The organism is Pseudocolwellia sp. AS88 (assembly GCF_030551755.1).
Taxonomy (GTDB): Bacteria; Pseudomonadota; Gammaproteobacteria; order Enterobacterales; family Alteromonadaceae; genus Pseudocolwellia.
Genome location: NZ_JAUPEC010000016.1, coordinates 1 through 26,074 on the forward strand (window position 1 = coordinate 1; position 26,074 = coordinate 26,074).

Genomic DNA, 26,074 nt, shown 5'->3' on the forward strand with positions numbered 1-26,074 from the left:
ATAAAGTTAAGTAAACGGTGATCTTCCTACAGAGGACTTTCACCTCATTAGTTCATGCCCATGCTGGGCGTACCAAGCCCATGAAGCTGATTCGCAACGCCGTCACATTGGTTGCTAAGAACAAAGGCGCAACAAATTGTGCCAGCACTGCTCACGGCTTATGGGGGCGTTAAATTTTCAGGGAGAGAATGGTGCAAAAATATCACGTTCGTATATTTGCGGTATTGCTTTTATTATCAGGCTGTGCAAGCACTGAGGGTAATGTAAATTATGGGTTAAATCATTATGATATGGGGTTATATAACCATGCAATCCCACCGTTATTAAAAAGCGTTCCAGAACTAGAGAAATCTGCTCCAATTGACCAAAGAGTGACTAGAGGATACCTGGCGCTCGGTATAATGGCAGAAAACGACAAACGCTATGAAAAAGCTGAGATCTTCTTAAAAAAAGCGTTAGAAACTTCTCAAATAGTCACACTGAATAGAAGCACCCATATTCGTAACGCACATAATACGCTGGGAAACTTTTATTTAAAGCGAGAACAATATGACACTGCTTTAATTCATCTAAATCAAGCTCTCGACATAAGCAAAGAAGAAAATTTAGAGCCGACACTAATTGCAATTGATCTTGATAACATTGCATTAGTGCACTCTGAGTTAGGTGAACACAAAAAGTCACTAGAGTTGTCTAAGCAAGCACTATTGTTAAATGAAAAATCACCTAGCCACAAATACTACCTTCGAACTAAAGGTATAGTCTATTTCAATCAAGCTAAAAGGTATGAGCTTATAAATGAAAATAAGTTAGCTGAAAAGAATTATGACTTATCAATAGAGGCGTTCGCTATACTAATCCAAACTGAGCCATACGAGCAGTGGAGATTGGATTTGGTAAAAAAAGAAAAAGCAAAGTTTTCGACTAGCATAAAGAAAATCTAACAAATAAGAATAGGTGTCGCGCAGCCGACACCTTATTCGGGTGTTGGACAAGCCCGAAGTCTGCTTTATATAGTAAATAGCGTGATTAATTTTTAAGGTGGGTTAGCCTTGGCTGTAAAGCCAAGGCGCACTGAGCCAAAGAGCAAAATAGGTGTGTTTTGCCTCTGTTCATTCAATTTAGCGTTTAATTCATAGGTTTTTTATTTCCTCATCGTCTTTGGTTTATACCATTATCCTTATATTATTCGCCTTTCGGCTAAGGCATTCGAGCAATGCCAATACAATGCATTTCATGTTGGCAACACGGGCATATTCGTGTCGCTTTTACCTGAGTAATTTCTTCTTTGTTGTTTTTTAGCCAATCATGTACCGGTAATAAAAGCAGCTGAATGATTAAGCGCAGTTTTTTAGCCCCTGAAGATAACAGCCCATAATCACGTACTCGCTGTAAACCTTTAGGCAAAACATGTTGCAATATCAGCATTAAGAACTTGAGTGTGGGTAAGGTACGAGTGGCTGTTTTTTTGTTGTACTGTCTTTATAGCGAAAGGTGACGTTGTGTTGGTCATAATGAATGATATCTTTATCAGGCAATACCCCACGATATAAATACCGAGACAGATACTTTAACGCCGGTAAACCGTGTCCAATTTTCTTGCAATCGACCACCCATTTATCTGGTATTTTATGGATGTTGTCTAATGATAAATCAGGCTGTTTGTTAATAGCATCAAGGAGTCGTGCTCGCCACACCTTAGCCAAAGAAAACCCATTAAACAAATACGCTTTTTTTCCTTTCTTCCATTGTTTACGTTGTGCATCATAACCGCCATTGGCCACCATAATATGTAAATGGGGATGTAGGTCACGTTTTCGGCTGTGCGTGTGCAATACCGAGGTAAAGCCTATATCACCTAAGCCTTGACGCGTTGCAAAGTCTTTTAAGATTGATGATGTGACTGAGAACATCAGTTGATAAATCTCTTTAGGTCGTCTCATTGCTAAGGCGCGCAGTTCAAAAGGTAGCGTAAAGGTCACCATATAATATTCAACAGGTAAGCGTTTTGCTTTTTGTCTTTCAAGCCATTGCGATGTGGTGCTTTGTTGGCATTGTGGGCAATGACGATGCCCACAAGAAAGTGGTGTACGGTCATGATGTTCGCACGTGTTACACACCCAAAGCGACTGTCGTTGTTGTGGTGTTTTACACATCAGCATGGCATAAATGGCTTTGCGCATATCAGAAGTCAATTGATGGTTATACTGAGTGTCAAGGGCTTGATGATGTTGACGTAGTAAATCGATAAAGGTACTCATGTGACAGACCATGTGATGTTGAGTTTATCGGTTAATTGATTGACCGCACGTGACATATCATGTTGTTTCACTTTGGTGAGCTGCGTGTAGCGAGCAGTGGTGTTGAGACTGGCGTGTCCTAATAATTGCTGTAAAGAACGCAAATCAAGCCCTTGTTCAAGTAAATGTGTTGCATAACAATGACGAAGGGAATGTGGGCTGATATTTTTTTTAATCTTAACGTCTACCAGCACACGCTTTAAGGCTTTTTGTACACTGCCTTTATCCATCGGGGTAGCTGTTTTTGTATGGGTTCCCGGAAAGAGTAGGCGCGCATGACGATGGGTTTTCCAATAACACCTCAAGGCTAACAATGTAAGCTCAGGCAAAGGCACCATGCGGTCTTTTCCTCCTTTACCATCGCGTACATGGACTAACATAGTCGATTTATCAATATCGTGAATGGTTAAATTGAGAGCCTCACTCAAGCGTAACCCCGTCGAGTAAAGCGTCATAAAAAACACTTGATACCGTAACTGCTTGGTTTGATTTATCACCTGAGAGACTTGAGCGGGTGTTAACATATCGGGTATGCGTTTAACTTGTGGAGGTTTGACAATACTGAGCCATTCCCATTGCTTATCAAGGGTATAACGGTAAAAGAATTGCAAGCCGTTACGGTCAAGTTTGATGGTACTCCAAGAATGCGTTTTGATGAGGCTATTAAAATACTGTTTTAAGTGAGCGGTGGTTAAGGTGTCAGGTACTTGGTCAAAATAGTGAGTAATACGGCGTACGGCTCGAGCATAAGCATGATCCTCCCCCGTTTTAGTGGACACCTCCTCATCACATTGAGGAGGCTAAAATGCCCAAATATACCCAACCTAAAAAGACATGGTTTTATCCAATAGATTTCAAAATTAAAGCCGTCGAGTTAAGCTTAAGAGACGATGTCTTATCAAAGGATATAGCTCAGGCGCTCGATATACATCAGTTAATGCTATCGCGTTAGCGTAAAGAATACCGATAAGGTAAGTTTTCAATCAAACTGCGCTGTAACAGCAATAGTGAACTTATGGCTAAAATTCCTAATACAAAAGAACTCAATAAAATCAAAAAGCTGGAAAAAGAAAATGAACGTTTGAAGCTGTAGAATGATTTACTAAAAAAGTGACAACGGTATATAGCGTAAGTATCCTTTTTTGAGTACATTCAGATATAATTAGATCTACAGGTATTCTAAATACCTTAAAACAGCTAAAATTTATTCCTGTTTTCTATTCAATCACTAATATTTCTCTCTTGGAGGAGTGTTATTTATGTCATTTTATTAAGTGTATAAATTATGAACTTTACTAATCTTGAATTGTTTTTGCTGGTTAACCTAATTCTATTTGTCGCTTTAATTCTTCAAGGATATAAGCGCAGAGACATCAAATGCTCGAATTGTGGTGATGCTATGAAATTTAAAAAAGGTTCAAATAATTGGGTTTGTATAAGTTGCAAAGCTGAAGTATCTAAAAGGTAGATATAAAAGTATTTAGCAAATGTTTTGAGTCTTATCTGCTTACAAATATTCTAACCTAGTTTTTCTATATGGCGCTATAAACCCTTGCAATTTAATACTATTTTTACTAAGTTAATTAATGAAGAAGGTGAGGGACTACGTATTACCTTGCAAAATTTTAATTATTGAAAGGAATGAATATGAAAAATTTAAATTTGGTATTAGTTTCAGCTTTGAGTATGGTCGCGCTGGGGTGTAGTGTTTTACCAATTAAAGCTCAAGTAGAAGAAAATCATTTTAGATTTGAGAATTTTAAAAGAGATAAGGGTTTAGATTTAGAATATGTACATCTTATGTGCTATCACAAAAGACCCGTATCCTGGACTGAGCCTAAACAATATGAAGCTGGTGAACATAATTTATGGGTTAGAGCTGATGTATCAAATCGTAGTTTTGATGATAGTACCAAGGAAGCTATTGTAAACTTTAAAGTGAATCTAGAATCTGATAAAAGTTATATGTTAAACAGAAAGATTACAGATGACAAAATAGCTATTTGGATACAAGAAGTTGATACTGGCTTGGTTGTTTCTGAAATTTTAACACCCGAGTTAAAAAAGCCTCTTCTAGTAGATTACTCTTTACGAAGAGAACAGTGTGAATCAGGCACCGTTTAATAAGTAAAATCTAGTTATTTACTCAATAAAAATGAGGCGATTTTTTTGTATCGCTTCATTTTATTTAATCTTTTTTACCTTTAGTATTTCACTTTTCAATATTTACTGTATATTCACCTGCTTTGTTTCAGATAGTGGTCTGTAGCAAGTGTTGAAGTGGTGAAATTTAATGCTTTTATTTACTTCTTTTTATAATGTGCCAATGAAATTGGCTTTTGATGATTTGGAGTAATACTTGAGTTTTATTGAAGTTTTTGGCTATATACCTGCGATTGTTTTTCCTACTGCTACTATTATTCAGCTTATCCATTTAATTAAGTCTAAAACCTCAGAAGGTGTTTCGCCATTTACCTGGGGGGCTTTTGCTATAGGTAATGTCTCTTTATACATTTACACTGAAAAATATTCGCAATTGCAATCAATTATAGGTTTGTTGCTAACGTCAATATTGCAGATTATTATTATTGTTTTGGTGTTTAAATATAGAGCAAATCATAATAAGTCAGTATAGAGTTTTTATGTATTTGCGTGAGATTATGTTTAGTCTCAAAATATTAATGAATTTTGTTTGTTTTACTCAATAATTAGCTGGTTTCGGCCATTATTTTTAGCACGATAAAGTAAGTCATCTGCTTGTTTGATTAAGTTATCTAAATCGTTACTGCCTGAATGACTTATTGCTGCTCCCATGCTGAAGGTGACTGACCATTCAACTTGTGGGTTTTCTGCTCTTACATCTATGCAGTAATTTAAGAAGCACTCAGCTAAGCGTTTATAAATGTCTTTTATGGTTGATTTACTTGTTGTATTTAAAATAAATAACCATTCTTCTCCGCCATATCGACCAAATTTATCATCTTCTCTTAGTATCTTCTTGGCTGCTTTTGCGAACGCAATTAAAAATAGGTCTCCAATATCATGACCATATGTGTCGTTTATCTTTTTAAAATGATCTAAATCTACAATGGCGATAGTAACATCTTGCTCATTGAGTCGTGTTTGAGCCATTAACATAATCCCACGTCTATTTGGAGAATGGGTTAGGTAATCTGTTGAGGCCATAACATGATATTTTTTTCGCTGCTGTAATTGTCTATAGCATAAAAATAAAGACAGAATAACAAGTATAAGAGCAAGAGCAGTGGTTAAACGCCAAATTATTTTTTGCTGATGTTCTTCTTTGGTTTTTAATTCACTAATTTTATTTTCGTGGGCTAGCTTTATTATTTCATCTTCTTTTTCTTTTACTTCAAATTTTACTTGTAACGTTTTTATGTTGTTGGCGCTGGTTGCTTCAAAGTGCTTTTTATAATGAAATAATTCTTGTTCTATAGCATCAAACGCTTCGTCGGTATAACCAAGGCGTTTTTTTAGTTGGTAATGTTTGGTAAGGAATTCGGCTTTATAAAGGCTACGGCTAAATTTGTCTAAAATTGCAAATACTTCATCACTCATATTATTCGCTTGTTGCAGTTGATTTTTCTCTACAAATATATCACTTACGAGGATCATAGAAGCCAGTTGCATATCAAACACTCCAGCAGATTTAGCCAGTGAAATATTATTTTTTGCGCTTATAATTGCTTCGTCGTATTTTTTTTGTGAAAAAAGAATAGTGGCTATCGAATATTGAGCATAGGCCATACCTGCATGCATGTTAACCGAGGTAAAGTATGCTAATGCTTTGGTTATATATTCAAGAGCTTCTTGATCTTTATCACGCCCTAGTAATGCATTACCTAAGCTCCAATAAGCTTTAGAAGTAAAGTGCCCATCTTGAGTTTTTTCAGAAGCTGAAACGGCTTTATAAGCAAACTCTAATCCTTTATCTATATCTCCTGATACCGAATAAGCATCGCCAATTTTTCTATAAAAAAAACCTTGTGAAGAGAAGTCATTCCCTTTGATTGCGAGATCAAGCCCGATATGTGAAACATTAAGTGTTCTTTTTAACGCGTCAATAGATGTGTAATAGTAGGCAAGGGCGCGAAGAATAATAATCTTCTCGTTATTCGTACTATTAGAAAGACGTTCTTCTAGTTGCTTTGATAAGTTTTGTGCGGGTATACCATCTTCTTGTCTCGACAAATATTTTAATTTAGCTTCTAGTAATGACAAGTACACATCGGTTTGTTGTTTTAATATTTCTATTTCTAGGTAGTTATTGAGGTGTGTGTGAAGTTCATCGTACTTTTCTTCTCTAAATAATAATTCTGCATACAAAGCGGCTGCTTGATAATGTAATGTGTTCCAATTTTGAATTTTACTGGTTTCGAAAGCTAATTTGAGTTGCGTGGCATTTTTTAAATAGTCTAATTTGTTCGCTCGAATATCACTAATGAGAGATTGAGTCGTTTTATAATCCATCGCATTAAGAGTTAAATCGGGTGTAAAAGGATCAGCATTTGATAGTGTATTAAATAATAAAAAAGATAGGAGAATAGAATACTTAACGTATTGGAAGAGGGTTACAAATCCATGTTTACTTCTGTTTATCATTTGAGTCCTTTATGCAATTATTTAATGCTGAAAGGTAAAGAAATCAGCAAATACTTTAAACAATCTTCAGACATTAATAATGGCACTCATTTATTATAATAGCAAAATGACAACACATTTATTTAAAGATTAAAGCCTTATATAATATAAATTTTACGTTGGTTTTTTGCTTAATGTCTCAGGCGTGCTCATTAATGTTTGTGTAAAAATGCCTCTTTATATTATTCGTCATTTCTAATTTTAAGGGTTTAAAAATATTCAGTATTCATAATAATGTTTTTATTGTTTAATTATTTACAGTTAACGTTATAGTAATTGCTTGAATAAATACTTTAAGGATTATCGTGATAACTAAATTGCCTAGATGGGTAGAATATGGCTCTTTCATTCTTGCACTTATCGCTGGGCTTGTTAATTCTATTGGTTTGTTAGGTTTCAAACATCAATCTATATCTCATCTTTCCGGCATAGCCACACTAGTTGGCACTGGTATTATTAATTCTGAACTTGGTGATGTTTTTCACTTAGTGGTTATTCTTCTTAGTTTCTTATTAGGAGCAGCTATATCAGGGTTTTATATACGTGGCGGAGCTTTAAAACTTGGAAGGAATTATTCTAGCTTACTTTCATTAGAAGCTTTTTTCTTACTTGGCTCTCTTTATTTTTTAACAAAAGATTTTATCTATGGTCATTATTTAGCTTCTATGGCTTGTGGGTTACAAAATGCTTTAGTAACAACTTTTAGTGGTGCCGTTGTAAGAACAACACATGTAACAGGTATATTTACCGATTTAGGAATAATGATAGGAGCTAAGTTACGCGGAGAAACTTTTGATAAACGCAAGGGGTTGTTATTTGTATTAATTATTAGTGGTTTTATTTTAGGCGCTACTTTGGGGGCATATTTTTTTATTCACCTTAAATTTAATGCTTTATATATACCTGCAGGTGCTTGTTTACTGCTGGCTTTAACTTATTCTGTTTATAATGCAAAATTTAAGAATAACAAGCATTAAACAGTTTATCTCAATAGGTAACTAGTAGTAATATCTGATTAAAATAGATAGTTATTAACTCTTAACGCTATAAAAGCATTTTATTTTCACCATCCTTATACAACGGAATTTTCATTTTGAACCATATTAATTTTCACAATAAAAACTACACACCTTCAAAAGTTATCTGTATTGGCAGAAACTATGTAGAGCATATTAAAGAGTTAGATAATGAAGTACCTACCGAGCCAGTTATTTTTTTAAAGCCAAATTCAGCAATCTCTGAAAATTTGTACTTACATGAAACTGACAACATACATTATGAAGGTGAAATTTGTTTTCTAATAGAGTCGGGAAAATTATCAGGTGTAGGTTTTGGTTTAGATTTAACTAAACGAGATATGCAAAGTGTTTTAAAGAAAAAAGGCTTACCTTGGGAGCGTTCTAAAGCTTTTAACCATTCTGCATTATTTAGTGATTTTGTTGCTATATCGGAACCTGTTTCAGAGCTTAGAATGGAACTTCATATTAATAATGAAATTATACAACAAGGCGATTATCATTTAATGATGAATAAGCCAGAAGCTTTGTTGGAAGAGATTAATACTTTTTTGTCGGTTGAAGATGGCGATATTATCATGACAGGCACACCAAAAGGTGTAGGTGTTATTAATGCTAAAGATGTGCTGTTAGGTAAAGTTTTTAGCGGCGATAAACTGCTTGTTGAACATTCTTGGACAGTAAAATAGTTTTTACCAAAATCTTGATAATTTTTTATTTAACAAGGTTTTTCATCTAAATCAAAGTTAGAGGAAATAATATGTACAGTCACGTTACGTTAGGTACTAATGATATAGAAGCATCAAAGAAATTTTATGATGCTATTTTAGGGACTTTAGGTTATCCAGAAGGTGTTTTCAATGACAAAGGTATGTGCATGTATGCAACCCCAACAGGAGCATTAGGTTTAACAAAACCAATTAACGGTGAGCCTGCATGTCATGGCAATGGCATGACGATTGGTCTTGCTGTTTCAAGTCCTGAATTGGTTCATAAATGGCATCAGGCTGGTATTGAAAATGGTGGGATCACTTGTGAAGATCCTCCGGGTGAGCGAGATTTTGGTGGCACTAGATTGTATTTAGCTTATCTGCGTGATCCTGCTGGCAACAAACTTTGTGCAACTCATTTCTTATAAACCTAAGTTTGTTTTAAAGCATTAATAAAAAAGCAGTTTATTGAAATTCAATAAACTGCTTTTTGTTATTTAGTTAGAAAACTAGAAGTTAAATGACCTCAGCTAGGAATTAGCAAAGTTACTTAACAGTGTACTTAGTATCTAAATCGCGTAATAAGTAAAGTGCAAAACATGCAGCCCACATTGGCCATGCGGCAAAAAACAATAAGTGATTGAATGCATCAAAATATTGGTTGAATGAAGATAACGTAGACATTCCGTGAAGAATAAACACAATGCCGTAAGTAATGCGTTTCTTAATTCCTGCTAAAAATGCAAGCATAAGAACTAGTTGCAAAGCCCCTAATAGGTATAAAATTGTATCGCTAGAACCACTAATTCCATAAAACTTGTCAAAAATACGTGAGCCATGTGTTGGGTTCACAAACTTATCTAAGGTCCACATTATCATTACAATAAAAACACCTAAACGTAATGAAAATAGTGACCATTGTATGCGGTTTTGCATATCAGAACTGATTGTATTACTCATAAAATTAAAACTTCCTACTTTAAATTTTTAAAACAATAGAATTACACAGACCGTGTATTCATTTTTTTATTTCAAATAATTCATTAAATTTAAATCATTATTCTATCAATAGTTTATGATCACATGACACAGGCTTTATGTGATATAGAAGGGCATATTGTATCAATATGTAAAAAGTGAGGATTACTGAGTTGTATTTTGAACGGTTATTACTCTATTTGGCTTTTATATACAAAAAGAAGCTTATTGATAAACAATAAACTTCTTTTTTACATGTTGAATTTCAATTATCAGATAAACTCAACTATGTTTAACTTAAATTATTCATTTAATTGTATATTTAACATCTAAATCACGTAATAAATAAAGGGCAAAACATGCAGCCCACATTGGCCAAGCAGCAAAAAACAATAAGTTATTAAAGCCGTCAATGTACTGATTATATGAAGACAGTGTCGTTAAACCATGCATTACGAAAATAATACCGTAAGTTAAACGTTTTTTAATTCCCACTAAAAAAGCGAGCATTAGTATTAATTGCAGAGTACCAATTATGTAGGCAACAGTATCAGTTGACCCACTTATGCCGTAAAAGTGCTCAAAGATTTTTGCACTATGGCCAGGATTAAAAAATTTATCTAAGGTCCACATTATCATTACAATAAAAGTACCTAAACGTAGCGAGAATAACGACCATTCAATGCGATTTTGTGTATCTGAGCTAATTGTATGACTCATAAAACTTTAACTTCCTAAAAACGTGATTAATAAAAAACTGTGAATTTACTAAGACCGTATCCCGTTATTATTCTTTCAAATAAAATTCATTATTTTGAAATTAAGTGAATAATAAAAGTTTTGAAAGAAAATTAACTTGGGTTAGGTCTTAATCAATAAGCATAAGAAACACCATTAATATAACTAATATAAATAAAGAGAGTATTCACTTGAAACACGCATATTTAGCCATATCAATCGCCACTATATTAAATATCCCTGTTGTTAATGCAGTCCCTTTTGTAGATGGGGAGAAAACTGAAGTTATCGAAGTTATTGGTCAAGCTAGTAATTCACAAGGTTTGTCAGTTAAAGATTCTTCTGTAGATGGCCCATTTGGTGATAATTTAGCTTTAAAGGATATAGCGCGTTCTGTTACGCCTATTTCAAGTGAGTTAATCGAGCAACTTAATATAACAACATTACAAGATGTTTTAGCCGTTAGCCCAAACACATACTCAGCCAGCGGTTTTGGTGCACCTAGTTTACCCACTATACGCGGTCAGTTAGGGGAGCTATTTCAAGATGGTACTCGTCGCCAAGCTGGTAATAATGGCTTTGGTGTTCCATTATCTTTTAACTCAGTAGAACAAATTGATGTAGTAAAAGGCGCTCCACCTGTTTTATTTGGTTCAAGCCAACGTAATGGTGGTTTTGTAAATTTACATTCTAAAACGGCTTCAACTGATGAAAGTAAAGGTAAAATTAACTTATCGGCAGGGCGTTGGGATCAATATCGTGCTCAACTTGATTTCACAGGTGCTGTTTATCAAGACAAAGTAGGCTTTAGAATAAGTGCAGAACATATTGATAATGGCAGCTATTATGATTATGCGGGTATGGAAAGTGATAGCCTATATGCGGCATTACGTATTTTACCTGATGATAAAAGTAGCTGGGATATAAACTTTGAATTATACCAAGTTGAGTTTACTGATAACGCAGGTATTAACCGTCCTACTCAGGCTTTAATTGACCACGGTTTGTATATCACAGGTCAAGGTGTGCAAAGTAATGGCAGTACAGTGCCTGCTGCAGGCTCAATTGTTTCCCCAACAGGACAAGTACAGCTTTCTCGCAGTACAGTATTAACGGATCCTGATAACTTAAACGAAGCAACAACTTATTTATTTCACAGTATTTATAAGCGTGAGCTTTCTCCTAGCTTATCTCTTAAAAACACAACTTATTTTCAACATTTACAACGTGAAGAAATTGCACAAAACAGTTTTGTTGAAATTATTGACGGTGCAGATACTGCGCAAAATAGAACTGAGTTAACTTACCTTTGGAATAGCGACCAACAAACTATTTTTGCTTTAGATGTACGTTACAACAAAGTACTAGGATACAGCCAATTTACTACTGAAGCTGATTCACCTATTGATTTAACTGGCCCATTATCAAATCGCCGTATTCCGTTAACTGCAGAACAACAAGCGCGTTTAGTTGAACTTCGTCCAGGTGTTTTTGTTTCGCCAGGCGCTCAATACGACATAAATAATGATGGTACGGGTGATTTCAACTTATCTGATACAACGGATTCACGCTCAGTTCAAACGGGTTTAGCCGTTCAACATGATTCAGATTGGACTCGTGATCTCCATACAACGATTGGTTACCGCGCAGATTTTTATGACGTTAAAGCGAGTGACCCAATTGCACCAGATGGCCAAATTGCAGCAAGCGATACAATTAATGAAGTTTTACACTCAGCTCATGCAAGTTTCAACTATACCCTGAACAGTGATTTTACAGTTTATGGTACAGCTAGTTATAACGAAGCTACTTCAAATAGCATGGCAGGTGGTACAGCATTAAGTAGTGATAATACGATTAGCGAACAAAATTTTGCTACAGAAAACACTTTAGTTGAATTTGGTTTGAAATATTCACCTACAGACAGTGATTGGTACGCTGATGGTGCGGTATTTAGTCAACGTCGTAGTTTACGTAACAGAGATGGAAGTAATACCGGCATTCGTACGCAAGGCCTTGAAAGTCAGGTGTTTTACGATGCATATCCTTACTGGGTAAGTGTAGGTTATAGCTATATTGATGCGAGCTACGACAATTCTGCTAGTAGTCAAGATTCAGCTCAAATAGCTGATGCTTTTGATAATTCACGTCCAGATATTATTGAAGGAACTAGCGTAGGTGCGCCAAGTTTTACTTCTTTTGCTCCGTCAAATCGCCAAGTACAGGGAATTCCTGAACAATCTTTTAGCTTTAATGGAAATTATTCAATAAATCCTGAATGGCAAATTGGTTTCTCCGGTCTATATACCAAGAGTTACCCATTAGACTTTTTAGCGACAGTGAAGATTCGTGATCAATACACATTAAACATGAACACGAGCTACGCATTTACACCAAATACTAAATTACGATTTGATGTAAACAATGTAACGAATGAAAAAAATTGGCGCCCTGTTTTTGAAGGCGGTTACTTTGGCGCAACATTGGTATTTCCTGAATTACCAATCAACGCGAAATTAACAGTTACCCGTAATTTTTAAATGAAATAAGACGTTTAATTAAAAAGAATAAAGAGACATAAAATGATTAAAAAACTAGCTTTACTTGTAATTGCAGCAGCCGTAATTGGACTGTTCTTTTACTACGACTTAAACCAATTATTAACCCTTGAAGGGTTAAAAGGGTCAATGGATCAATTTGGTCAATGGCGTGAACAATCACCATTATTAGTGATTGGTGGCTTCTTCTTACTGTATGTAATTGTTACTGCTTTATCGTTACCTGGCGCAGCCATTTTAACTTTAGCTGCTGGTGCGTTATTTGGCTTAGTTGAAGGCTTATTAGTGGCTTCTTTTGCTTCAACGATAGGTGCTACATTAGCGTTTTTGGTATCGCGTTACTTACTTCGTGATTCAATCAAACAAAAGTTTCCAGAGCGCTTAGCCGCTATTGATGCAGGTGTAGAGAAAGAAGGTGGTTTTTACTTGTTCACTTTACGCTTGGTACCTGTGTTCCCATTCTTTTTAATTAATTTATTAATGGGTGTAACTGCAATCAAGTCTTGGACTTTCTATTGGGTAAGTCAAATTGGTATGTTGGCAGGTACATTTGTATTTGTTAATGCAGGTACACAGCTTGCTCAAATCGAAAGTTTGTCTGGCATTTTATCTTTCAACTTAATCTTATCATTCGCTTTATTAGGTATTTTCCCTCTCATTGCAAAAGGAATCATCAACGTGTTTAAAAAACGTCGCGTATACAAAAATCATTCAAAACCTAAAAAATTCGACCGTAACATGATTGTTATTGGTGCTGGTGCTGGTGGCTTAGTAACAAGTTATATTGCTGCTGCAGTAAAAGCCAAAGTTACGCTTATTGAAGCTGGAGAAATGGGCGGTGACTGTTTAAATTACGGTTGTGTTCCAAGTAAAGCCATTATTAAAAGTGCAAAAATAGCAGAACAAATTCGTCATGGTGAACATTACGGTCTTGAAAACGCAACACCACAGTTTTCATTCAAAAAAGTAATGGCGCGTGTTCATAAAGTTATTGCAGACGTTGCACCACACGATAGTGTTGAACGTTACACAGATTTAGGTGTAGAAGTTGTTAAGGGTTACGGTAAGTTAATTGACCCGTGGACTGTTGAAATTAAATTGAATGATGGTGGCACACAAACATTAACAGCTCGTACTATTGTTATTGCTACAGGCGCACGTCCATTTGTTCCGCCTTTACCAGGTATCGAAGAAACAGGTTATGTAACCAGTGATACATTATGGAGCAAGTTTGCAGAAATGGACGAAGCACCTAAAAAGCTTGTTGTTCTTGGTGGCGGTCCAATTGGTAGTGAGTTAGCACAAAGTTTTGCTCGTTTGGGTTCGAATGTTACACAAATCGAAATGGCAGAGCGCATCATGATCAAAGAAGATCTTGAGGTTTCTACATTCGCTCATGAAGCATTAACTGAAAGTGGTGTTAACATTTTAACTTCGCATCAGGCATTACGTTGTGAAGCTCGCGATGGTAAGAAATTCATTATTGTTAAACATAATGATAAAGAATTAGAAATTGAATACGACGAGTTATTATGTGCTGTAGGGCGTAGCGCACGTCTTAAAGGTTACGGACTTGAAGAATTAGGTATTGAAACTAATCGTACCGTTGTAACAAACGAATATTTAGAAACTTTATACCCTAACATTTTTGCAGCAGGCGACATTGTTGGTCCATACCAGTTTACCCATGTTGCAGCGCATCAAGGTTGGTACGCAGCAGTTAACGGTTTATTTGGTCATCTTAAAAAGTTCAAAGTGGATTATCGTGTAATTCCATGGACAACATTTATTGACCCTGAAGTAGCACGTGTTGGTATTAACGAACAAGAAGCTAAAGACAAAGGTATTGATTACGAAATCACACGTTTTGAATTTGAAGAGCTTGATCGTGCAATAACAGACAGTGCAACTAAAGGTTTTATTAAAGTTATTACCCCTAAGGGTAAAGACAAAATTTTAGGTGTAACGGTTGTTTCTGAACATGCGGGCGACTTAATTGCTGAGTTTGTTTTAGCAATGAAACATGGTTTAGGTCTTAACAAAATTTTAGGCACTATCCATAGTTACCCAACTTGGGCTGAAGGTAATAAGTATGCAGCTGGTGAGTGGAAAAGAGCACATGCACCTGAAACTGTATTAAATTGGCTTGAAAAATATCACACATGGCGCAGAGGTTAATATGATAAATATGTTTTCATCGACACGTTTAAAGTCAGGACTTAATGCTTTAATGTTAACTACTGCATTACTTGCATCATCTATCGTTACTGCGCAAGCAGCGACTGAAGCTAGCAATATGCATGAGTCTTGGAACACTTTACTTAATCAAAATGTTGTAGCGATAAATAATGGTCACAGTACCGCAGTTGATTATGCGTCAATGAAAAAACAATACAGCGAACTTAAAGTATATTTAGATACTTTAAGTGTTGTAACGCAAAGTGAATTTGATTCATGGGAAAAGTCTAAGCAATTAGCTTTTTTAATTAACGCTTATAATGCGTGGACTGTAGATCTTATTGTTACTAATTACCCTGGTATAGATTCAATTAAAGACTTAGGTAGCTTTTTTAGCTCGCCATGGAGTAAAAAGTTTGTTTCATTATTAGGTGAAAAACGTAGTTTAGATAACCTAGAGCATGATTTAATTCGTGGTGCTGTAGATAGCGAAGGTAAAGCGGTATATCCAGATCACCGTATTCATTTTGCTGTAAATTGCGCAAGTATTGGTTGCCCTGCATTACGTGAGGAAGCTTATACTGCTGATAAATTAGAGCAACAGCTTGAAGAGCAAACAGTTCGTTTTCTAGCGGATAGTACGCGTAATTTTGCCAAAGGTGATACGTTAAGTGTTTCGTCTATTTTTAAATGGTATAGAGTTGATTTTGAAAAGGGTTACAAGAATACAGACACTTTAGAGCAGTTTATGCTGCAGTATTCTGCTGAACTGAATTTGACACCCGATCAGCAAAAAGCGCTAACTAATGGTAAAATGGATATAGAATTTTTAGATTACGATTGGGATTTGAATGCACAGCATTAAATCTTTGCAACACAATACGCGACGCAATTTTTATTGTGTCGCGTTTTGCGTTTTAATAAGCTTACTTTATGTATTAATAATGAACAGTGCTGTTGCTGCTGATGTTCACGACAATGAACAATCAGTACAATGGAAAAACATTGAAACTCACGGCGTTAAGCAACCAGTTTACTTTCATGCTTGGGGTGGCGACGCTCAAATCAATGCTTATATTCAATGGGTCGCTCAGCAAGTTAAAGCAAAATATCAAATCAATTTACAACACGTAAAACTTAGCGATACCAGCGAAGCGGTAAGTCGTGTATTAGCTGAAAAATCAGCGAACAATCATTCTCAAGGCAATGTTGATTTAGTTTGGATCAACGGTGCTAATTTTTCTACTATGGCTCAACATTCTTTGTTATTAAAAGGTTGGGCTGATCAATTACCTAATTTTAAATTTACAGATCCAGATAATAATCCCGCCGTTACGTTAGATTTTGGTGTTCCAACTTTAGGTATGGAGTCTCCGTGGGGACAGGCATCAATGACATTTTATTACGATAGAATGGCTACATTAACACCACCACAAAACTTGAATGAGTTAGTTACGTGGACACAACAAAACCCAGGGCGATTTAGTTACCCTAAACCACCTGACTTTTTAGGTTTAAGTTTTTTAAAGTATGCTCTGGTGGTATTACATCAAGAGAGTCTAATTGCTTCAAATGGTCTGCAATCAAAAGATCAACATGTTCACAGCTATCAAGATGCTCTTTATGCGCCAGCAACACCGGAAAATATAACGGAAGTTTTACAACCTTTATGGATTTTTCTAGATGAGTTGCATCCTAATTTATGGCGTAAGGGTAAACACTTTATGCAAACAGGCTTGGAAATGCGTCGTTTAGTGGATGATACCGAGTTAAGTTTAGCCTTCACATTTTCAGGTCCTGAAATTCCTGCTGCTGTTAAACGTTTCGACTTACCTCAAAGTATTAGAAGTTACGCTATGGCTGACGGTAGTTTAAGTAATACACATTTTGTTGGTATTCCTTATAACGCTAGTCATGCTGAAAGTGCTCAATTAGTCGCAAATTTTTTACTAAGCCCAGAAGCTCAAGCTTATAAACAACAAGCAGAAGTGTGGGGTGATAAAACTGTACTTATTGCCTCTAGGTTAACTGCACCCCAAAAAAACTTATTCAAAACTCAAACATCACACCCAAGTGCGTTGTCGTTTAATAGTATTACTCGAACACTCAGTGAACCTCATCCAAGCTGGGTTGAAGACATTACTTTAGGTTGGCAACAACGTTATGGAGTTGCTCCATGACAAATATACAAAATAAGAACAGTATAGATAAGGCAGTTATCCCTAAAAGCAAAGGTAAAAACAATAGCCAAAGCGGAAGTCAGTTAAACCATTCAACCGATTGGTTTACTCGTATGGTGAAATTCAGTCCTAAATTTTTACTGCTTTTATTAATTGTGCCTGTATTTGGCGGATTAATTGGTGTTTTACTTCCTGCTTTTGGTTGGGCGCCAGCACTCAGCCAATATGATTTTGGCTTTCAGGGTTTTAATGCACTTTGGCAAACTTCGGGTTTCGGTCAAATGATCGGCCTAAGTATCGCTACAGGTTTAGTGAGTACGTTACTTGCTTTTGTGGTTACCTTAATGATTTTGGCTGCATTTTTTAATAGTGTTTGGTTAGATCGTATTCAACAAATATTAAGTCCTATTTTGGTTATTCCTCATGCTGCGGCAGCCATTGCTGTTGGCTTTTTAATTGCGCCATCGGGTATGATTTCTCGTTTGTTTTCTCCTTGGCTAAGTGGTTGGGAATTGGCGCCTAATGGGATTTTTCCACACGATCCTTATGGCATCAGTATTATTTTAGGCTTAACCCTTAAAGAACTACCATTTTTATTATTAATGGCTTTAGGCGCATTAGCTCAACCTGAATTAGGTAAGAAATTACGTTCACAACATAAAGTGGCGCTAAACTTAGGTTATTGTCCTATGACTGCCTTTTTTAAAGTTATTTTGCCTAGTTTATATCCCTTATTACGTTTACCGCTGTTAGCTGTATTAGCTTATGCGAGTTCAAGTGTAGAAATGCCGCTTATATTAGGACCAAATACTCCACCAACACTTGCTGTGGCTATTATGCAATGGTTCAACGATGTTGATTTGAACCTACGAATTAAAGCATCAGCAGGGGCTTTACTCCAATTAGCCTTAACAGGTGGTTTATTAGCTTTATGGCTTTTAGGTGAGAAACTGGTTAAATGTTTATTTTGTGAATCGTTAACCAATGGCAGACGTGAATACGGCGGTGCTTACTGGCAAACTATTACTGGTGTAGTTACTGTGTCGGTTATTGTGTTTATTGGTTTGGCATTACTTGGTTTGGTGTTTTGGTCAATAGCAGGCTTTTGGCGTTTCCCTACAGCGTTACCTGATTCGTTTACCTTGCTACATTGGCAAAGTGCTGCAATGCAAGTAGGAGAGCCTTTATTTAATACGCTTTTTATCGGTATTATCACAACATTAATTGCTATTTCGTTAACCTTGCTGTGTTTAGAGTCTGAACAAATTAAAGGTAAGTTATTATCACGCTTTACGAGCTTAATTATTTACATTCCTTTGCTTGTGCCTAGTATTGCCTTTTTATTCGGGCTTGTATGGATTCAGCAGTTGTTAGCTGTTCAAGTGAGCTTTATCAGTTATATTAACGTGATTATTGCTCATTTGTTGTTTGTTTTACCTTATGTGTTTTTATCATTAGCGAGTAGTTACAGGCAATTAGACTCTCGCTTCGCAATTGTAGCTGCTAGCTTAGGCACTAAACCATGTAAAGTGTTCTTAAAAGTAAAGCTTCCACAGTTATTTGCTCCTATTTTAATTGCAGCGGCGTTAGGTTTAGCAATAAGTTTTGGTCAATATCTACCAACCTTGTTAGCTGGAGGTGGTCGTATAACAACTATTACTACCGAAGCTATTACGTTAGCTAATGGCGCTAGTCGACGAACGAGTGCTGTTTATGCACTTATGCAAATGTTATTACCCCTTATTGGTTTTATACTAGCATGGGTATTACCTAAGTTTATTTATAAAACAGCACACCGTTAAAGGTTTTTAAATGCAGTCATCTTTACATATAAAAAATTTACAACTGTTTCGTCATAACGAGTTGTTACTCAGTTTGAACGAGCAAGTTAATGGTGGTGAAATCCTCACATTAATGGGACCGTCAGGCAGTGGTAAATCGAGTTTACTGAACTGGCTTACGGGATCTCTTCCTTCGGGGTTTCATGCCGATGGGGAAGTGTGGCTAAATGACTCAAACATTACCTTTACACCAGCACATCAGCGTCATGTTGGGGTTTTGTATCAAGACGCTTTACTGTTTTCTCATTTATCTGTAGCGGGCAATATAGCTTTTGCGATGCCACCAGGTAATAAAAAGCAACGTCTTGAAAAAATTGATGCGGCTCTCGAACAAGTTGGTTTGAAAGGTTTAGCTGATCGTCATCCTGATAATCTTTCTGGTGGTCAACAAGCTCGTGTAGCCTTATTAAGAGTATTATTGAGCGAACCTAAAGCCATTTTGCTTGATGAACCTTTTAGTAAATTAGATTCACAATTACGTGAAGATACACGTCAACTAGTGTTTGAACAAATCAGATATCATAAACTTCCTGCAATTATGGTGACTCATGATCACAGTGATGCGGAAGCTGCCGTTGGCAAAATTATCACTTTAAGTAAATTGGCTTAAGCTGTATTTTCACCATTAAGTTAATAAGACAAATTAAACCCAATTAAGCTAAATTAAACCAATTTAAACCAAGCCAGAGTAAGTTGTATGTTAGATAAATATATCACTCCCGTTATAAAGCCTTTGTTAACACCTGTTGTTAGCTTATTGCACAAACGCAATATTACTGCTGATCAACTCACTTTTTATGGTTTTTTAGTCGGCATGTTAGCCGTACCCTTGTTAGCCTTTCAGTTATGGTACTGGGCACTAGCGGCTATTGTAATTAATCGTATATTAGATGGTTTAGATGGTGCTCTTGCTCGTTATGCGAACCAAAGTTCAAGTGCCGGTGGGTTTTTAGATATTACCTTAGACTTTCTCTTTTATGCTGCGATTCCGTTGGGTTTTATTTTTGCAGATCCTGAATTAAATGGCATTGCCGGAGCTATTTTACTTGCGACTTTTATTGGTACAGGTTCAAGCTTTTTAGCTTTTGCGATTGCTGCTGAGAGATTCAAAATTGATAAACCACAGTTTAAATATAAAAGTTTTTATTATTTAAATGGCTTAACTGAGGGTACTGAAACTATAGCTTTATTTATTGCGTTTTGTATCTGGCCGCAATCGTTTCATTGGTTAGCGTTAATATTTTCGCTAGCGTGTATGATCACTATTTTTACCCGTATACATGGTGGCTATAACACACTAAAAGCACAAGAAGCGTCGTTAAAAGAAAGTCAAAGTTTACTAGAAAGTCATTCAAATTCAGATATGAACCCTGTTGCAGATAATGAGGTTAAAAATGACTAACGAAGTATGGTGGCGATTAGGCTGTTTTTTTAGCGTGCTCATTATTATGATGTTACTTGAATGGCAAAAGCCAGCTCGAACATCTCCCATTATAAAAGCTAAACGTTGGACGGCTAATTTCGGATTAGTATTCGCTTCGTCTGTACTTGCGCGATTAACTATACCTGTTGGTTTAACAGCGGTAGCCCTGTATAACACAGAAAACACTATTGGCTTGTTTAACCAAGCATTTTATATAGATACAAACATACCCGGTTGGTTAACCATAGTACTAAGCTTATTAATATTAGACATTGTGATTTATTGGCAACATAGAATGTTCCATGTAGTTCCTGTGTTATGGCGTTTACACCGAGTTCATCACGCCGATGCACACGTAGACACAAGCACTGGTTTACGTTTTCATCCCATTGAAATTGTATTAAGTATTCTGATCAAATTGCTTGTTGTTACGGCGTTGGGTGTTCCTGCCATTGCCGTATTGATTTTTGAGATAGCTTTAAACGGTTTAGCTTTGTTTAATCATGCAAACATACGCTTACCTCAAGCTATAGAGAAGCCATTACGTTTATTATTAATGACCCAGATTTTACATCGTATCCATCATAGCCAAGTGGTTAAAGAAACGAACTCTAACTATGGTTTTAGTGTTATTTGGTGGGATAAGCTCTTTGGCAGTTATAGAAGTGAAGCGATTAAAAGTGATACTGAACTTGATATTGGTTTAGTACAATATCCACAAGAGAAACAAAATGCCTCAATTTTGGGCTTGTTAGCTATGCCTTTTAAAAAATAAGACACTTTATGTATTTATACCTTTGAAAGTTCAACTCTTTAGGTTAATTTACGGCTATTAACAGGAAGTGATTGTACATTGTAGATCTTTAGCTTCTCAACACTGTAATTTATAGGTACTTAAATGTATAAAAATGGACTTTTCTTAACGTTATCTTCGTTAATAATATCTTTAGTCTTACTCTTGCCGCCTAAAGCATCGGCTACTAAGATATATCATTGCAAGACATCAGAAGGTCGACTAGAAATTCAAGATTTCCCTTGCCAAGATATCACGTTAAAAATTCAAGATGTGAATATCCCAACATCATCTCAAAGCAAGAATAGCCAAACAGTAAAACCCGGTGATGCTATTATCGATGGAGTTAATGTTAGTAAGAGCGCAAGTAGTAATGTCGCTACTAATGCCGGTATTAATACTAACGTGAATGTTGACGATTTTTACAGTATGCCAATTCATCCAACTGCTTTAAAAAAAGAAATTACAGATACCGCGTCCCTTGGTGTTATTACACTGAATTACATTTCACCTCTAACAAGTAATGCTATGGTTCAATATTATCAAAGTAAAATTCCAAGTGAACACAATAGAATCAACATCAGAGACAGCATTATGTTCACTTATGAGGAAGACGGTATAAATAAGTTGGTCAGTATTTTAGATACTCAAGGAATCGCTGACGTGACCCTCCAAGTAGAAAGGTGATTGCCTGAGCTTACCTTATTCAAGCGACTTTATTTTACTTAATGCTGTAGTCACTTATTATTGCCTTAAATATAACTTTACAGAGTATTTGAACTAAACTTTTGTCACAAATTCAATGTATAATCCGCCTCCATTAATATGAGTGTTATGTATTAACCAATATTAATAATGTACTTAACCTCAACTCGGGATAATGAATGTCATAACATTCAATAAAAATAATTATTTATCAATAGATTAAAGAACCATCAGAGTACTTTACATGTAATATGATGACTCAATATTGATAGTTTTATGCCTAGCAAGACGGATTTGTGTACCCAATAGCTGGCTATTGGTAACGAATACAACGATGTTAGGCTTAAAAATAGCTTATTGAGTAACTTTGCTTATTCCAAGCTGAGGTTACTTATTTAACATGATTTATTTCACTTGATTTTCGTCATAACCCTTTATTGTAAAGAGTGTTAAATTTGAATGTGTTTCTATTTCTCTAATAAGTACATAAATAAAATTATTTTCAGCAATCATTAATACAATTTTACATAACCCATTCAAATTTAAGGTTTAGGCATTGCCATCCAATCAAATTAAAGACAATACACATAATAACGCAAGTCAGCATCGTTCTGCTTTTTCAGAACCTATGTATCGTCGATATTTTCCAGCGAGTTGTTTTGCAACTTTAGCGGTATGGATCGTAAGGTTTTTGGTAGGGTGGACCGCTTGGCAATTAACTCACTCAGCATTTTGGGTAGGTGTTGTTGCCGCAGCCATGTTGTTACCCACGTTTTTGTTTTCACCAGTATTTGGAATAATATCTGATCGCATTAATCCTCGTAACGGATTAATTGTAACTGTACTTTCGCAAGGCGTAATCGCATCTTTTGCTGGTATATCTCATGGCTTAGACATTCTTAATTTACCTTTATTGATGGTGATAGCTGTTTTGCTTGGCGTTGTTACGTCAGCACATCAACCGATCCGTTTAGCTTTAGTTCCTCGATTAATTCCACGTGATGCTTTACCAAGTGCAATAGGTTATGGCGCCATGTTATTTAATACGTCACGAATCATTGGCCCAGCTATTGGGGCTTGGTTAGTTGCTTCATATTCTGAATCTGTGGCATTTTATGTAGCCAGTTGTTTTTGTTTAGCATCAATACCTTCATTGATCAGTATTAAAGGTGTTGAACCATTAAAGCGTGAACGGTCGTCGAGTTTTTTTAATGAGTTAATAGAGGGCTTTGTTTACGCAGCAGCACATCCTATTATTCGTTTGATCCTTTGTTTCACTTTTATCAATGGTTTGTTAGGTCGAACTATTATGGAATTATTGCCTGCATTTTCGGGGCAATTACTGCAAGGAAATGCAGAAACATTAGCTACACTGAGTGCTATTGCTGGCGCAGGATCCATTGCAGGTGGTTTATTAGTTAGCCGACAAAGTGGTGCACCTAAACGACTTATTAAATTGGTGAATTATTGTTTGATGTTTGCCGCTGTATCGCTAATTTCTATTCAATTTCTTAGTGGTTTGTATCAATTTTGTGTTCTGATCTTTGTATTAAGCCTGATGACCACTGTTGCAGGTACTGGCGCGCAAGCGTTAGCTCAGTTAATGGTAGATGATGCATACAGAGGACGAGTGTTAAGTTTTTGGTCAATGATGGCGATGGGCGTTCCAGCGGTTAGTGCTATTGCGGTGGGTGCTTTGGCTCAAGCTTTTGGTTTTCCAATTGTTTCAGCTATTACCGCAGTTTGTGCATTATGCTTATTAGCGACACTTCGATTTTATACCCGTGCTGATCAGATAAAATAAGATTTTTTTGTTTTACCTTATTACCCCTTACTTTTTTATAACTTAGGAATTTACCCGTGAAGAACATAGATGCTTTTATAGAAGCTTGGGCTGGCAAGAATGCTATGTCGCCACAAAGTTCAGTTGATATTACTGAACTTGAGTCACAAATGGGTTGTGTATTTCCTAATGCTTATAAGTATTTATTGAGCACTTATGGACTCGTCCGTTCGCCAAATGTAATGAGCAAAGTTATTGATTTAGATACTAAGCTAGGTCAGGTACATGATTTTTTGAGTTTGGAAGATGTTGCTTCCCTATCTCCTCTTTATGAAATGAGTGGTATGGAAAAAGGCCATATTTTATTTGCTTCTGATGCCAGCGGTAATATGTTTTGTTTTAAGCTTGCTGATTGTTTAGTGGAACAAGATGATACTGCTGTTTGGTTTTTTGATCGCTCAGCGTTTAGCGTTGAGAAAGTGTCTGATTCGTTTATACAGTGGTTACAAGCTTTTAATAAAAACTAAAGTGTTTTCTTTTAAAGATCTTTTAATTTAAAGTGAGTAAAACATAGAAATGGTATTTACTATTAAATACCATTTCTATTAAAAATTAAGTTGAACTAGCAAAGTGTTTCTTTAAAGCTAGGTTCTATATTCAGCGTTAATTTTTACGTAGTCGTAACTAAAGTCACAGGTCCAAATGGTAGCATCCGCTTCACCGCGATGAAGTTGCACTGTGATTTCTATCTCAGCTTCATTCATGATTGCTTGGCCTTGTTCTTCTTGATAACTTTCAGCTCGTCCGCCTTTTTCAGCCACTAAAACATCACCAAAATATAATTCCAATTTAGTTGTGTCTAAATCTTCTAATGATTTACATTCTCTGGATGCATAACCAATGGCGGCAAGTACGCGACCTAAGTTAGGATCTGAAGCGAACATTGCGGTTTTAACTAACGGGCTTTTACCAATAGAAAAACCTATAGTTTTAGCTTCATCAAGGCTTAAAGCGCCATTAACATTTACTGTAATAAATTTTGTTGCACCTTCACCATCACGAATGATGGCTTTAGCTAAATATTGAGAAGTTTCAAGCAGGGCAGTAAACACTTCTTTAAAGCCTGCATCATTTCTACTTGTTATAGCCGGAGCAGAACTTTTACCTGTAGCGATAATGATAAAAGAGTCGTTTGTTGATGTGTCGCCATCTACAGAAATACAGTTGAAAGACAAATCAGCAATTTCTTTTGTCATTTCATCTAATAATGATTGTGAAATATTTGCGTCAGTCGCAACATAACCCAGCATGGTCGCCATATTCGGGTGGATCATGCCAGCGCCTTTTGAAATGCCTGTTATAACAACTTCATCACCAGCTAAAGTAACTTTTGTAGAATAAGCTTTTGGCGCTATATCTGTTGTCATAATTGCGGTAGCAGCATCAGCCCAGTTGTCTGACGTTAAATTATTAACGGCATGCGGTAAACCTGCTAGCAGTTTATCCATAGGTAAATGCTCTAAAATTACACCCGTTGAAAACGGTAATATAGACTCTGCTGGAATATTCATAATATCAGCTAAGGTTGAGCACGTAGTTAAAGCATCTAACATGCCTTTTTCACCTGTACCAGCATTAGCATTACCCGTATTAACAACTAAAGCTTTTATTTGGGATACATCGTTATTTTTTACTGCGGCTAAATGCTTTTTACATAGAGTAACGGGTGCAGCACAAAAGCGATTTTGGGTAAAAACACCAGATACTGAACTGCCTTCGGCAATTTCAAAAACTAATAAATCTTTACGGTTTAGTGTTTTTATATTCGATTCAGCCCAGCCTAGGCGTATGCCTTGAATAGGTGTGAGTAGAGCAGGGTTAATTTCAGGTAAATTTACAGGCATAGAAGAGTTTAATAATAGCAGGAAAAAAAGTAGGTAAATATTACGCTTTAATGGGTTTCTATGCAAAAACTATTCTAATGCTATTTCATTAAATACAATATAAACAACTGACTTACTTTAGAAATGTTTAAATTGAGCATTAAATAAACGTAAATACAGAAAAACATAAACTGATCTTAATTGTTAATGTTTTCGTATTGTAGTTAGTCGACAAAATGCTAATTAAATTAACAATCGAATGTTAAGGGTAGCAAGCGAATAAATGTCTATACTTTAACTAGAACAAAATGATAAAGCGATAATGA

Annotated in this window: 22 protein-coding genes and 2 pseudogenes; 18 read left to right on the forward strand and 6 right to left on the reverse strand. The window is 35.9% G+C overall.

Going from position 1 to position 26,074, the window contains the following annotated elements; genetic code table 11:
* Positions 1-191 precede the first annotated feature (191 nt).
* On the forward strand, positions 192-944 hold the full coding sequence (locus Q5N69_RS11950) for a tetratricopeptide repeat protein (RefSeq protein ID WP_304369172.1): 753 nt from the start codon (positions 192-194) through the stop codon (positions 942-944).
* Positions 945-1,200: 256 nt separating this feature from the next.
* Here Q5N69_RS11950 and Q5N69_RS11960 read toward each other — a convergent pair.
* Both Q5N69_RS11960 and Q5N69_RS11965 read right to left on the reverse strand, forming a co-directional pair.
* Positions 1,201-2,273: pseudogene (locus Q5N69_RS11960) on the reverse strand (IS91 family transposase).
* Positions 2,258-3,079 (reverse strand): site-specific integrase, encoded by an 822-nt coding sequence (locus Q5N69_RS11965; RefSeq protein WP_304369175.1) that lies wholly within the window; start codon positions 3,077-3,079, stop codon positions 2,258-2,260. The pseudogene Q5N69_RS11960 and the gene Q5N69_RS11965 overlap by 16 nt, the downstream one beginning before the upstream one ends.
* A gap of 26 nt (positions 3,080-3,105) precedes the next feature.
* Between Q5N69_RS11965 and Q5N69_RS11970 the strand changes: the two are divergent.
* From Q5N69_RS11970 to Q5N69_RS11980, 3 genes and pseudogenes are all read left to right on the forward strand, one after another.
* A pseudogene (locus Q5N69_RS11970) lies at positions 3,106-3,390 on the forward strand (transposase); the annotation flags it as partial.
* Positions 3,391-3,947: 557 nt separating this feature from the next.
* Entirely contained in the window at positions 3,948-4,424 is a 477-nt protein-coding gene (locus Q5N69_RS11975) for a hypothetical protein (protein ID WP_304369176.1), read from the forward strand.
* Positions 4,425-4,659: 235 nt separating this feature from the next.
* Entirely contained in the window at positions 4,660-4,935 is a 276-nt protein-coding gene (locus tag Q5N69_RS11980) for a hypothetical protein (protein WP_304369177.1), read from the forward strand.
* Between the two features lie 62 nt (positions 4,936-4,997).
* On the opposite strand, the gene Q5N69_RS11985 is transcribed toward Q5N69_RS11980, so the two are convergent.
* Positions 4,998-6,923, reverse strand: coding sequence for a tetratricopeptide repeat-containing diguanylate cyclase (locus Q5N69_RS11985; RefSeq protein ID WP_304369178.1), 1,926 nt, complete (start codon positions 6,921-6,923; stop codon positions 4,998-5,000).
* A 344-nt stretch (positions 6,924-7,267) separates the two neighbouring features.
* On the opposite strand from Q5N69_RS11985, the gene Q5N69_RS11990 reads away from it, so the two are divergent.
* The 3 genes from Q5N69_RS11990 (at position 7,268) to Q5N69_RS12000 (ending at position 9,116) form a co-directional block, all read left to right on the forward strand.
* Complete coding sequence (locus Q5N69_RS11990; RefSeq protein WP_304369179.1) at positions 7,268-7,939, forward strand: YoaK family protein; 672 nt, start codon at positions 7,268-7,270, stop codon at positions 7,937-7,939.
* Positions 7,940-8,055: 116 nt separating this feature from the next.
* Positions 8,056-8,667 (forward strand): fumarylacetoacetate hydrolase family protein, encoded by a 612-nt coding sequence (locus Q5N69_RS11995; RefSeq protein WP_304369180.1) that lies wholly within the window; start codon positions 8,056-8,058, stop codon positions 8,665-8,667.
* Between the two features lie 71 nt (positions 8,668-8,738).
* On the forward strand, positions 8,739-9,116 hold the full coding sequence (locus Q5N69_RS12000) for a VOC family protein (RefSeq protein ID WP_304369181.1): 378 nt from the start codon (positions 8,739-8,741) through the stop codon (positions 9,114-9,116).
* Positions 9,117-9,234: 118 nt separating this feature from the next.
* Here the strand turns inward: Q5N69_RS12000 and Q5N69_RS12005 are convergent, their stop codons facing one another.
* Both Q5N69_RS12005 and Q5N69_RS12010 read right to left on the reverse strand, forming a co-directional pair.
* Entirely contained in the window at positions 9,235-9,648 is a 414-nt protein-coding gene (locus Q5N69_RS12005) for a hypothetical protein (RefSeq protein WP_304369182.1), read from the reverse strand.
* 324 nt (positions 9,649-9,972) lie between these two features.
* A complete protein-coding gene (locus Q5N69_RS12010; RefSeq protein ID WP_304369183.1) occupies positions 9,973-10,386 on the reverse strand; it encodes a hypothetical protein in 414 nt (137 codons plus the stop codon).
* 209 nt (positions 10,387-10,595) lie between these two features.
* Here Q5N69_RS12010 and Q5N69_RS12015 point away from each other — a divergent pair, with 209 nt between their 5' ends.
* The 11 genes from Q5N69_RS12015 to Q5N69_RS12065 all read left to right on the forward strand — a co-directional run bounded on the left by Q5N69_RS12015 (position 10,596) and on the right by Q5N69_RS12065 (position 24,392).
* Positions 10,596-12,944 (forward strand): TonB-dependent siderophore receptor, encoded by a 2,349-nt coding sequence (locus Q5N69_RS12015; protein ID WP_304369184.1) that lies wholly within the window; start codon positions 10,596-10,598, stop codon positions 12,942-12,944.
* Positions 12,945-12,986: 42 nt separating this feature from the next.
* Positions 12,987-15,140 (forward strand): FAD-dependent oxidoreductase, encoded by a 2,154-nt coding sequence (locus Q5N69_RS12020; protein WP_304369185.1) that lies wholly within the window; start codon positions 12,987-12,989, stop codon positions 15,138-15,140.
* 10 nt (positions 15,141-15,150) lie between these two features.
* Positions 15,151-16,005 carry a DUF547 domain-containing protein gene (locus tag Q5N69_RS12025; protein WP_304369266.1) on the forward strand — a complete coding sequence of 285 codons (855 nt, stop codon included), beginning with the start codon at positions 15,151-15,153 and terminating at the stop codon, positions 16,003-16,005.
* Complete coding sequence (locus Q5N69_RS12030; RefSeq protein WP_304369186.1) at positions 15,992-17,320, forward strand: ABC transporter substrate-binding protein; 1,329 nt, start codon at positions 15,992-15,994, stop codon at positions 17,318-17,320. The genes Q5N69_RS12025 and Q5N69_RS12030 overlap by 14 nt, the downstream gene beginning before the upstream one ends.
* A 113-nt stretch (positions 17,321-17,433) precedes the next feature.
* The gene (locus Q5N69_RS12035) at positions 17,434-19,122 is read left to right on the forward strand and encodes an ABC transporter permease (protein WP_304369267.1); all 1,689 of its coding nucleotides are present in this window, start codon (positions 17,434-17,436) and stop codon (positions 19,120-19,122) included.
* Between the two features lie 10 nt (positions 19,123-19,132).
* Positions 19,133-19,771 (forward strand): ATP-binding cassette domain-containing protein, encoded by a 639-nt coding sequence (locus Q5N69_RS12040; RefSeq protein ID WP_304369187.1) that lies wholly within the window; start codon positions 19,133-19,135, stop codon positions 19,769-19,771.
* Between the two features lie 87 nt (positions 19,772-19,858).
* Positions 19,859-20,563: a CDP-alcohol phosphatidyltransferase family protein gene (locus Q5N69_RS12045; protein WP_304369188.1), complete on the forward strand. Its 705-nt coding sequence runs from the start codon at positions 19,859-19,861 to the stop codon at positions 20,561-20,563.
* The gene (locus Q5N69_RS12050; RefSeq protein ID WP_304369189.1) at positions 20,556-21,359 is read left to right on the forward strand and encodes a sterol desaturase family protein; all 804 of its coding nucleotides are present in this window, start codon (positions 20,556-20,558) and stop codon (positions 21,357-21,359) included. The genes Q5N69_RS12045 and Q5N69_RS12050 overlap by 8 nt, the downstream gene beginning before the upstream one ends.
* 123 nt (positions 21,360-21,482) lie before the next feature.
* Positions 21,483-22,064, forward strand: coding sequence for a hypothetical protein (locus tag Q5N69_RS12055; protein WP_304369190.1), 582 nt, complete (start codon positions 21,483-21,485; stop codon positions 22,062-22,064).
* Positions 22,065-22,638: 574 nt separating this feature from the next.
* Positions 22,639-23,886 carry an MFS transporter gene (locus tag Q5N69_RS12060; protein WP_304369191.1) on the forward strand — a complete coding sequence of 416 codons (1,248 nt, stop codon included), beginning with the start codon at positions 22,639-22,641 and terminating at the stop codon, positions 23,884-23,886.
* A gap of 56 nt (positions 23,887-23,942) precedes the next feature.
* Positions 23,943-24,392, forward strand: a complete 450-nt coding sequence (locus Q5N69_RS12065) for an SMI1/KNR4 family protein (RefSeq protein ID WP_304369192.1) — start codon at positions 23,943-23,945, stop codon at positions 24,390-24,392.
* 117 nt (positions 24,393-24,509) lie between these two features.
* On the opposite strand, the gene argJ is transcribed toward Q5N69_RS12065, so the two are convergent.
* On the reverse strand, positions 24,510-25,769 hold the full coding sequence (gene argJ / locus Q5N69_RS12070) for a bifunctional glutamate N-acetyltransferase/amino-acid acetyltransferase ArgJ (protein ID WP_304369193.1): 1,260 nt from the start codon (positions 25,767-25,769) through the stop codon (positions 24,510-24,512).
* Between the last annotated feature and the right edge of the window lie 305 nt (positions 25,770-26,074).